This window comes from Tepidanaerobacter sp. GT38 (genome assembly GCF_021991635.1).
GTDB lineage: Bacteria > Bacillota > Thermosediminibacteria > Thermosediminibacterales > Tepidanaerobacteraceae > DTU063.
On the sequence record NZ_JAFFJA010000060.1, the window covers coordinates 41,306 to 51,918 of the forward strand.

General features: G+C 36.0%; 12 protein-coding genes, 1 tRNA gene and 2 riboswitches. Of the genes, 11 read left to right on the forward strand and 2 right to left on the reverse strand.

Annotated features, from left to right (window positions below; translation table 11 throughout):
* The first annotated feature begins 175 nt into the window (after positions 1-175).
* The 11 genes from JT739_RS08970 (at position 176) to JT739_RS09020 (ending at position 9,671) form a co-directional block, all read left to right on the forward strand.
* On the forward strand, positions 176-406 hold the full coding sequence (locus tag JT739_RS08970) for a hypothetical protein (protein ID WP_237660779.1): 231 nt from the start codon (positions 176-178) through the stop codon (positions 404-406).
* An 83-nt stretch (positions 407-489) separates the two neighbouring features.
* Positions 490-2,145 carry a hypothetical protein gene (locus JT739_RS08975; RefSeq protein WP_237660780.1) on the forward strand — a complete coding sequence of 552 codons (1,656 nt, stop codon included), beginning with the start codon at positions 490-492 and terminating at the stop codon, positions 2,143-2,145.
* A gap of 39 nt (positions 2,146-2,184) precedes the next feature.
* On the forward strand, positions 2,185-2,817 hold the full coding sequence (locus JT739_RS08980; RefSeq protein WP_237660781.1) for a signal peptidase I: 633 nt from the start codon (positions 2,185-2,187) through the stop codon (positions 2,815-2,817).
* A 38-nt stretch (positions 2,818-2,855) separates the two neighbouring features.
* A complete protein-coding gene (locus JT739_RS08985; RefSeq protein WP_237660782.1) occupies positions 2,856-3,344 on the forward strand; it encodes a SipW-dependent-type signal peptide-containing protein in 489 nt (162 codons plus the stop codon).
* Between the two features lie 115 nt (positions 3,345-3,459).
* Positions 3,460-3,544: riboswitch (cyclic di-GMP riboswitch) on the forward strand.
* A 40-nt stretch (positions 3,545-3,584) separates the two neighbouring features.
* Positions 3,585-4,724, forward strand: coding sequence for a TasA family protein (locus tag JT739_RS08990; protein ID WP_237660783.1), 1,140 nt, complete (start codon positions 3,585-3,587; stop codon positions 4,722-4,724).
* A gap of 197 nt (positions 4,725-4,921) precedes the next feature.
* Positions 4,922-5,713, forward strand: a complete 792-nt coding sequence (locus JT739_RS08995) for a CalY family protein (protein ID WP_237660784.1) — start codon at positions 4,922-4,924, stop codon at positions 5,711-5,713.
* Positions 5,714-5,859: 146 nt separating this feature from the next.
* Positions 5,860-6,507, forward strand: a complete 648-nt coding sequence (locus JT739_RS09000) for a class D sortase (protein WP_237660785.1) — start codon at positions 5,860-5,862, stop codon at positions 6,505-6,507.
* A gap of 144 nt (positions 6,508-6,651) precedes the next feature.
* A riboswitch (cyclic di-GMP riboswitch) is annotated at positions 6,652-6,741 on the forward strand.
* Positions 6,742-6,756: 15 nt separating this feature from the next.
* A complete protein-coding gene (locus tag JT739_RS09005; protein ID WP_237660786.1) occupies positions 6,757-7,554 on the forward strand; it encodes a transglutaminase family protein in 798 nt (265 codons plus the stop codon).
* Between the two features lie 148 nt (positions 7,555-7,702).
* Positions 7,703-9,061, forward strand: coding sequence for a thioether cross-link-forming SCIFF peptide maturase (gene scfB / locus JT739_RS09010; RefSeq protein WP_237660787.1), 1,359 nt, complete (start codon positions 7,703-7,705; stop codon positions 9,059-9,061).
* A gap of 179 nt (positions 9,062-9,240) precedes the next feature.
* Entirely contained in the window at positions 9,241-9,405 is a 165-nt protein-coding gene (locus JT739_RS09015; protein WP_237660788.1) for an aspartyl-phosphate phosphatase Spo0E family protein, read from the forward strand.
* A 95-nt stretch (positions 9,406-9,500) separates the two neighbouring features.
* Complete coding sequence (locus JT739_RS09020; RefSeq protein WP_237660789.1) at positions 9,501-9,671, forward strand: 4Fe-4S binding protein; 171 nt, start codon at positions 9,501-9,503, stop codon at positions 9,669-9,671.
* A 16-nt stretch (positions 9,672-9,687) separates the two neighbouring features.
* Here JT739_RS09020 and JT739_RS09025 read toward each other — a convergent pair whose 3' ends face one another.
* Complete coding sequence (locus tag JT739_RS09025; RefSeq protein ID WP_237660790.1) at positions 9,688-10,326, reverse strand: hypothetical protein; 639 nt, start codon at positions 10,324-10,326, stop codon at positions 9,688-9,690.
* A 109-nt stretch (positions 10,327-10,435) separates the two neighbouring features.
* Positions 10,436-10,512, reverse strand: a tRNA-Pro gene (locus JT739_RS09030).
* Positions 10,513-10,613: the final 101 nt, after the last annotated feature.

Here is a 10,613-nt window from a genome sequence, read left to right on the forward strand (position 1 = left end):
GTAAAACCGGTTTTTTTTATTTTTGTGAAATCCAAATGACATTCAAATGAAATTCAAATAAAACTGTAACGTTCACTTAATATAACTGTATTGTGACTGAAAAGAAATAATGAATTGTTAAAATAAACCAAAAAGAATAATCATTTTTTCATTATATCCCTATGGGGAGGATATTATGAGAAAAGCCAAGTTATCACAAGAAGAAAAAGCATATTCGGAGTTGCCCTGTACATTTGTTATAAAGGTAATCCATGCCGAAAGAAATACAATTCAGGGATACATACAATGGTTAGAAAGGGAAAAAACCGTGGCTTTTCGCAGTTATATGGAGCTTTTGCATTTAACTCAAGACGCCTTACAAAATGTGGAAAAAGGATTAGTTGACTTTAGATACTGGGAAGTATAAGGCTGGTTTATAACTTGGTATAAAGTTGGCGGCTACCCACTGTTAATCTGGTAAAGCGTAAAGGCATTAAAGAGGGTGATGATTTGGAAAAAAACAAAAAACCAGAACATATAAAGAGTGTAAAATCAGTATTTAAAGGTGCTGTGCGAAATACCACAATTCTTGTAATGTCTACAGCGCTTGTAACATACCCGTTAGATTTAAAATATATAAATGCGTATTTTACCGATAGGATTGTTTACAGTGAAGATGGCCGCATTTCCGGAAAGAGAACAGTTACCACAATGAGTAACGGTGTAGTGGAACTGTATTTTGATATTCATACATTTAACGATCTTAAAGTGGATTTTAACGTACAATTTGTCGACGATATTTTAATAGCTGAAATGAGTCTTCCCGATGATTGTGGGTTTAACGCGGAAGATATTATGATAGATTCTTTAGAACTTACTTATGATAATGAAATAATAGGTATTAGTCCAATAGAAGTGCAAACAAGTGGAAGACAATTACAACTAAAATATGATTGGAGTAAAATAGCAGCTTTCATTGATATAGATGACTACACTCCGGCTTTTGACATATCCGGAAAAGGCCGCGGAATGGGTAAGAGCGGTTTGGGAGAAAAATTTATCTTTAGAGGTTCCGGGAGGACACCTGATTTACAGAGAGAATTTTTCGAACAAATGAAAGACTCTTTCTATGTGGATGGTCTATTAAATATAACAGTGCCTATGGCCGAGGAGGGACAACAGGTATATTCATACACGTTTTATTTAGATGGCAAAGAGGTTCCCGCTGATGAGATCGAATGGGAGCTGTTATCTCAAATTAGCGGTGTAAGGCTTGAAGCAGGAAAACTCATTGTAGAAAGCGGCGCTGGTGACGGACCTATAATCATTAGAGCTACACTTAAATCCAATAGATATTTCAAATACGAATTACAAGTAGAGTTAGTAAAAGTTGAAGAAGAAATTCAAGAAATTATCGAAGAAATACCAGAAAATCCGGAAGAAGTTCCTGAAGACAACATTGAAGGCGAACAGCTTGAAGAGCCGGGATTAGACCCGGTAGATCAAGATAAAGAAGATGTAAACCTGCCATCAGATCCTGCTGATGACAAACTAAGTGATGATAAAGACGATGAAGATAATAGCGAAGGCGACAACAATGATGAGGAAACAGATACAGAGAACGAAGGTGAAAATGAGGTCAGTGACGATGAAGCCGATAAAGACAAAGACGAAGATGAACCAGATCCAGAAAACGAGGAGGCAGGCGACGAAGACAATAACACAGATAATGAAGATAATGGCAAAGACCAAAATGATAATTCTTCAGGCGATAACCCAAATGATATAGATGAACCAGAGGAAGACAATACGGGCGAAGACGAAGAAACGGTCGAAGTAGGGGAAGAAGATGAAAGTTCAGACAGATATGAAAATGGCGAAGGTAAAAAAGATGAAGCTAATACGGGTCCTTCAGAGACTACAGAAGATGAAGAAACTGCAGAAAATGAAAATTTAGATAATGGGAACCCAGATGGTAATATTGGGGAAAATCAAGAGGAAAATTCCACTGATGAGGAACCCGTTAAGAATCCATCAGAAAATGGCCATGAAAGTTACGAAAGCAATTTTGAAAAAGGAGATAAGAGTTCTGTTGAAAGTAATAACGATAAAAATGCAGACAGCGTTAATAAAGGTGTAGAAGAGGAAGTATATACTGATGAATAATATGGCAAAGTTAAAAACTTGGATATTTTAGGAGGAACTATGATAGAGCAAAAAGCTTATAAAGAAGAAAACACAATGCGCAAAAGCAAAGGTAATTTCTTATTAGGTTTTAGAAAAGTTTTAGAAAATATATTTTTTGTTATCACTCTTATAATTGTAGCAATTTTAGTTTTTTCACTGGTATCTGCGAAAATATCAGGAGGACCTCCCCGAGTAGCAGGTCATTATATGTATATAGTTCTAAGCGGCAGCATGAAGCCTGCGTTTGATACGGGCAGTTTAGTGTTTGTAAAGCCTATAAGCGCAGAGATGATTAAAGAGGGAGACATCATAACATACAGAGGATTAGGAGTAGGGAAACAATTGATAAGCCACAGGGCAGTAGCTATTGATAACACAGATGGTGATATTCAAATTACAACAAAAGGTGATGCAAATAATGCCATTGATCCGAATCCTGTAACAACTGAAAACTTAGTGGGAAAAGTAGTTTTGGCCATACCTTACTTAGGATATTTTATACATTTTACCCAGACAAAACTTGGCTTGATTATTTTGATTCTCATACCAGCAGCAATACTGCTCATCTTTGAAGTTATAAACCTTTACAATAATGTTGGAGCAATGAAGAAAGAAAAGGCAGTTCAAAAGGACTCTCAGAGTAAAGCTTAGTTAAAGTGATAGGTTGTTTATGGAAGGATGAATGAAAAATGAAACTGAAAATCTTAATATCCTTTATGGTTTTTGCTTTAATAGGACTGCTTGTAAGTGGAAATACGATAGCCTATTTCACAGATACAGTAAAAGAAGAGCTGGTAAAATTTGTTTCCGGTACTGTTGAAATTAAATTTAATGGTCAACATTTAGTAAATACAGATGATCCTTTTGCTGTAAATAGAAGTATATCCTGGTCTATTAAAAATACAGGTACAAACGATGTATTCCTCCGTGCAAAAGTTATTACAAATGCTGGTGAGAATGTAGAATTTATAGTAACTGACAATGATTGGGAAAAAGGCAATGATGAATATTTCTATTATAGCAAAGTAGTAGAAAAGGGTGATTCAGTGAATTTCCCCCTGAATGTAAACTTTGATGACATTTGGGATTCCACTACTTTAATGATTGATTTAGAGGTGCAGGCGATCCAAGCATCAAATGATGCAAGGAAGCAATATTGGCATTGGCCAGAAAGCTGATGAATTAAATAAAGAATATTTGAAGGGAGTGATTGCCAAAAAATTCTCAAAAAATTAAATAAAATGGGGGCTTAAGTTTACACATCGCAATTTTAAAGAATCCATTATTACCTTGATTTGAAAAAGGCAAACCTGTCGAAAGGCAGGGGCGCAAAGCTATAGGGCCTTTCTAGAAATAGAATGGCAGCCTGGCCGCCGATTATTAAAAAGTAAAATTTTAAAATCGGGAGGCAAAGTAATATGAAAAAGAGAATTATGATGAGTGTTTTGGTAATTGCTTTGGCTGCAGCATTAATTGCTGGAGCTACACAGGCATGGTTTACAGACCAAGCAGATGTGCCTGAAGCTAAATTTACTGCAGGAACGGTTTTAGTAAATGCTGAAGAAGGGAAACCAACTTTTATTACAGGCAAGTTTGACAATGTTAATCCTGAAGATTGCTTTAAAGTTACATGGTTAATTAAAAATGTAGGAACAAAAAATGCACAAATAAGAGTTAAACTCGATAAGATATGGGAATCCAAGGCAAATGAAGTTGACGGATTATTTGATAAAATAAAAGAGGATACCCGAAGAGAGTTCGCTGATATAGATGCTCTTAATGCTCATCTAAATGCTTTAGAAAATGATCCAGCGAAGTATATTGTTTCCTATTTGCCTGCAAAAAACAGCGGTTGGGAAATATATGATAAAGATGGCGAAATATGGCTTTACTATACCCAGGGCCCGTTACATGGAACATATTATAAAGATGATCCTAACATAGAGTATAAGCCTGATGTTGAACTGCCCTTAGTAGTGTACTTTGACGGCGAAAGAATGGATAATAGATACATGAGGGCGAACTTCATATTATCAGGATATGTAGAAGCAATCCAGGCTTCACATGATGCACCAACAGAAGTTTGGAAAGATGCATGGAGTGATGTAACAGATCCTGATTATACGCCTGAAGGTTTAGCAGCAATATATAAGGAAAAAGTTCAAGAAACGCCCTGCTGGACAGGCAAAAACGAGGATGATAACGGAGACGACAGAGATGGCGAAATAGATAGCTATGATTTTAATGGAAATGGTGAAACAAGGAATTATTCAGAAGGAAAACATTACAAAAAATATTATACCGAAGTAACTATAAATTATAACTTTACTAATGTTAAAGATGGAAGTTTTGACTATAGTGGAACCAAAAACGTAACATTTAAAGTGGTATTAGACAATCATCCAAACCCTGCCTTTGGAACTCGTATAGAATATCCGGAACAAAATATAACATTTGAAGATGGTGCGGCAAGCGGAACTTTCAGTTTTGTATTTGAAAGAGGAAACCAAGAAGCTGGATATAATTTCTTCGAAGTAACAGTAGAAAAAATCGAATAAAATATAGTGGCATTTCTGAACCAATGATGCCAACACCTAAGTTAAAAAGTTGTTAAATATAAATAACAATTCTTGCTTAAGAATACAAATGGGCGGTGTAACGCCGCCCTTTCTCCCAAAGAAAATTCAAGCCTCTAGGGCTTTTTTCAAAGATAAAGAAGGTTCCTTAGTATTATCCGCCAAGGAGGGTAGATGAAATGATTGAAAGAATACTGAGGATAATAGTCCTGGTAGTCATTATAAGTTTTGTTATTGTAAAAGTTCCCGGTATAGCTTTAGGTGAACCTGGTTTTATCATAAATAATGATAACGGTCTGGTGATCCACGTTCCGGAAAAGACTGTGGATACTGGAAATCTAAACCCCGGGGACAAGAAAAGTTCCAGCTTAAAACTTAAAAATACCAGTTCAAGCAGTTTAACCGTATATATAAGGACAAATATTATAAGCGAGACATCTCCCAGAGGCGGTTACTTGGCAGATGTAATGACGCTTACCATAAAAGATAAAGACGGTGATAAGGTCATTTGCGATGGTACTTTTAGATCCGTTGCAAATGAAGGAAATGTTTTAATCGGAGATTTGGCGCCGGGAACCGAGAAGACCATCTACTTCTTTGCGGATTTACCTAAGGAAACCGGAAATGATTATCAGGGGGCTTCACTAAAAGTAAATTGGACTTTCACTACAGAAAGTACCGGTGGCGGCGGAGATGATGGTGGAGATCGTGATGACGATGACGAACCAGCGCCGCCCATAGAAATAGAAGAAGAGCCTATACCCGAAGGGGAACCTGAACCGCCTGTTCCTACGGAACCTGAGCCGGAACCAGATCCGGATGTGCAAATTATGGAAATTCCTGAGGAGGAAGTTCCAGTTGGCGCGCCAGATATGCCAGAGACAGGCGAAGGTGTACACTACCCGTACTATGTTGTTGGTGCCTTTGCCATTTTGGCAGGGATAGGTCTTATTAGGAAAAAAAGGTTTTGAACGTTTAAGTTGTAGAAAGGGTTTTGGGGTTTTTTAAAGGACTAATTTTTATAGTGCAGGCTAAAAATATCCACTTTACTCCTTAAATTTGCCTGGAGTATACACAAGGTATAATCCAGGTCTTTTTTTTAAAGGTGGCGATAAAATTGAAAAAATCATTAGGCATATTACTTATAATCCTTGGAATCATTACTATTTCCTATCCAAAGCTAAGAGAGGCATATTTTGACTACCAGCAAAAAAAGTTGCTTGAGACATTGACCCAAAGTTGGGAAAATCTTGATGAGTACTATAATGATGTTGAACAAAATCCAGAGGACGAACCTTCCCCAATTGAAGATGAAAATAAAGCAGAAAATGACAGTGACTACCTTGCTAAATATATTGAAACTCACATGGAAGGCATATTGAAAATAGAAAAAATAGCCCTCGAACTGCCAATTCTTAAAGGGGCAACCAAGACAAATCTCAACATATCCGCTGCCAGCATTGAGGGCACCGGAAGTCCGGGTCAGGTGGGCAATTACTGTATTTCTGCTCACAGGGGCCGCAGTTACGGCAGGCTGTTTAATCGGTTGGACGAACTAGAAAAAGGCGATCTTGTGCAGATTTTACAACAAAATATCACATATACCTATGAGGTGATCGAAAAATTATTAGTGGAAGCAAAAGATACCTGGGTGCTAATGCCCGAAAAAGGTCAAAAGCACCTGACACTTATAACCTGTGATTACAGCCGAAAACCTTACCCCAGGCTTATTGTTAAAGCAAGGCTACTTGATGAAAAACAATAATTTGCTGCAAAAAAAGGAGAAAAATGTAGAAATATAATAATAATCTACAATCATTGGCTTTTGTTAATGTGTACAAATAATGGTAAAATTAATACAAATATAGATTGTAAAAAGTTTGTAAAATAAAGTTAAAAATAAACTTTCAAGCGATAAAGGCAAACCCGTGGAAACGCGGGGGCGCAAAGCTATAGGGCCTTTCTATTTATACAAATAGAATGGCAGCCAGCTGCCGAAAGGAGAGTTTATTTTTTGGTAAAGAGGGTCTTCAGTTTAATTGTATTTTTGGTATTTGTAGTATTGTCAATTGGACAAGCCTGGGCTGGTTCCTCGGATATTTTTGACCTTACAAATATACACCAGGGAATAGTGAGGATAAACTATCCTTTAAAAAATAATAATAAGATAAAAGTCATGATTCAAAAGGACGGCGTTGCCTACTATTACGATGTAAAGACTGATAGAGATGCTTTTCCTCTGCAAATGGGATCTGGGTCGTATCAGCTGTCGCTTTTGGAAAACATCAAAGACAACAAGTATGAGATAAAAAGCAGTATAAACGTAAATGTTAAGCTAAAGGACGACAAAATATCATTTTTGCAGTCAGCTAGCCCTGTTTACTGGCAAAGAGATGGTGAAGTGGCCAAAATAGCAGAAAAACTTACGAAGAATTTAGATACTGATGAACAGAAGGCATATGCCATATATGATTACATAATAAAATACATCAAGTATGATAAAGATAAAATAACCAGTTTAAGCACCGATTATGTACCAATGGTGGAGGAAATCCTTTCTTCAGGGAAGGGTATATGTTTTGATTATGCTGCTTTATACGCTGCCATGCTGCGCAGCATAGATATCCCGACGAAACTGGTGAAAGGATATAAAAGAGATATCGACACCTATCATGCTTGGAACGAAGTATATTTGCAAGATCAAGGCTGGGTAACAATAGATACAGCCTATGATGCTGTCATGCTTGAATATGGGACAAGCCTCACATTTTATAAAGACATCAGTGAATACAGCAAAGAAAAAGAATATTAAATAGTACAGTAGAGAAGATGGTCTTGGTTTGTTGGCTTTAAAGCTAGCACCAAGACTTTTTTTTACAAAAACTTTCTTTATGTAAGTCAACATATATGTTAAAATACTACTGCACAAAACTTTTACTGTAACATGGGAGAGGATACATTTGAATGCTCAAATACATACATTTCGCGTTTTTGATAAAAATTTTGTTCTTGATGTAAATAGCGGGTCCGTCCTTCAGTTAGATGATTTGGCTTTTGATATTCTGAAAAACTTTGACTTAGATTCGAGGGAAAAAGTCCTTGAAAGACTTAAGTCAAAATACCCTGAATCACAAATATTAGAAGCTCTTGACGAAATTCAAGCATTAAAAGACAATGGCTATCTCTTTACCGAAATAAATGTGGATCCGATTTTAGATAAATTAGAAAATAGAAATTATGTAAAAGCGCTATGCCTTAACGTTGCCCATGATTGTAATTTGCGGTGCAAATATTGCTTTGCCGCAAAGGGCGATTATCGCGGAAAACGTGAATTGATGAGTGCTCAAGTAGGAAAAAAGGCTGTAGATTTTTTGATAAAAAATTCAGGGAATATGAGGAATGTGGAAATTGATTTTTTTGGCGGCGAACCCCTTATGGCAGTGGAAACGGTAAAAGAGGTAATTTCTTATGCAAAGGAGCTGGAGAAGACTCACAATAAAAAATTCCATTTTACCATTACCACAAATGCTCTAATACTTAACGATGACCTTATAAAGTATCTGCATGAACATATGGATAATATTGTATTGAGCCTTGATGGAAGAAAAGAAGTAAATGATTTTATTCGTGTAAGAGCTGATGGCAGAGGCTCTTATGATGATATAGTTGCCAACATAAAAAAAGTAGTAGAATTGAGAGAAAGAGATAATAAGGATTATTATGTGCGCGGCACATTCACCAAACACAATTTGGATTTTGCCAAAGATGTTTTTCATTTGGCTGATCTTGGATTTAGAGAAATTTCCATCGAACCGGTAGTGGGAAAAGATGGGGATTACTTATTAGAAGAAGAGGATTTGCCGGTGCTTTTTGAGCAGTATGGCCATATAGCCGCGGAATACATCAAGCGAAAAGCTTCAGCTCAAAAAACCTTTAGGTTTTATCATTTTAACATAGATATATATCATGGTCCCTGTATATATAAAAGATTGTGGGCATGTGGAGCGGGCAGAGATTATTTAGCCGTAACACCATCTGGTGATATATACCCATGTCACCAATTTATAGGTCAAAAACAGTTTCTAATGGGAAATGTATTTGGCAATGAACTTAACCAAGAAGTAATAAACGTTTTGAGACACACACATGTTTTTTCAAAAGAAGAATGTCATACTTGTTGGGCTAGATTCTTCTGTAGCGGCGGATGCAATGCAAATAATTTTTTAATAAATGGTGATTTAAAAAAGCCCTATGGCATCGCATGTGAATTGCAAAAAAAGCGAATCGAATATGCCATTTATTTGAATACATTAATGTAGAAAAAGAAATCTTTTTTGGTAACAATTAGTAGAATTTGCCAAAAATACACAGTAATTCCCAGATATTCCAACATAATTTACAAAAAATGCAAAATTTTAGCGAATGACCTTGCTTGAATAAATCGCAAAGCTGTGGTAAAATTGTCGCATGTTAGAATATAAGGCGAGGAGTAGTAGGAATGGTTCAGTTAGCACAGGAGATTGATGAAGCCAAAGGAGAGTTATACTCGGCAATTGAATCTAAAAAGAGCTTAATAAGTAAGGAAGTGTATTTATTGAGCTCAAAACTTGACAAGCTGATTTTTGAATACCAGTTAAAAGCCATCAATAATGGAGTTTATTAATTCTAACCGCCTGCAGGGCGGTTTGTTTTTTATGTATTTTAAATTATTTCTTTTGACAAACTAAAGACGATAATACTTACATGGAGGTATGGATAATGGCATATATCATCAATAATGAATGCATAGCTTGCGGTGCTTGCGAACCTGAATGTCCAACTGACGCCATCAGTGAAGGGGAGATTTATAAAATAGATCCAGAAAAATGCATCGAATGCGGTGCTTGTGCTGATGTATGTCCAGTTACTGCTATATCACCTGATGAATAATTCACTTATTAACATATTAGCAATTTGCATGAATATATATAGTGTTCTTTTTATTGCTGACAAATTCAAGAATTTTTACAAGGCTTTTAGCCTTTATTTTTTTGCCGCATTTTAAGCAAAAATAACCTGGTGTGTTCATACTGCCATAACTTATGTTTATGGGGAGAGCACCGTATTTTTGCCAGCTTTTCCAACCGGTTTTGCAATATTGTTTTCTATTGTAATAATCTGCATATACCCAGCGCAAAAGTTTATGAAAATGAAAAGGATATTTTGTATAAGCTATATAACTTCGAGGTAACCCTAGACTTACTGTATAATCAGCAAAAGCATATTCGACTTTTTCTTGCAGTATACCTTCAATTTTAACGCTTTTCCATTTGTATTCATTTAAAGTCAGATATTCACGAAGAATGTCAAAAATGTATCCCTGACAAACATGTATCTCCTCATTTTTTGGTACGTCCAGCTCTTTGAAAAAACGGGATATTATTTTGACTACGTATTTTTGATAATTTTTTTGTTTAAAATTTTCAGGTGTATAACATTCCAAAGGTACAAAATCATATTTAAATATATTGTATTTTGACCAATAAAGACCTATACAAGTGCCACCTATGAGGCTTCCGCTGCCAGCATCATCAATTTCAATCATTTAATCAACCCCTAATGCCTATTATGGCATATTTAAAAATAAAAAAACCACTTTTTTAGTGGTTGTGTAAGCAATTATTATCAAATTGACTGTAAACATAAAACAAAAATGGTCGGGGCGGCGGGATTTGAACCCACGACCTTTCGGACCCGAACCGAACGCGCTACCAAGCTGCGCTACGCCCCGACAAACCTTATTATACTACATTTACTTTGTTATTTCAAACCTTTTTTGATATACGTTGTTGTTATTCTGTGATAATGTCATGTTGAATTTATTCTGATAAA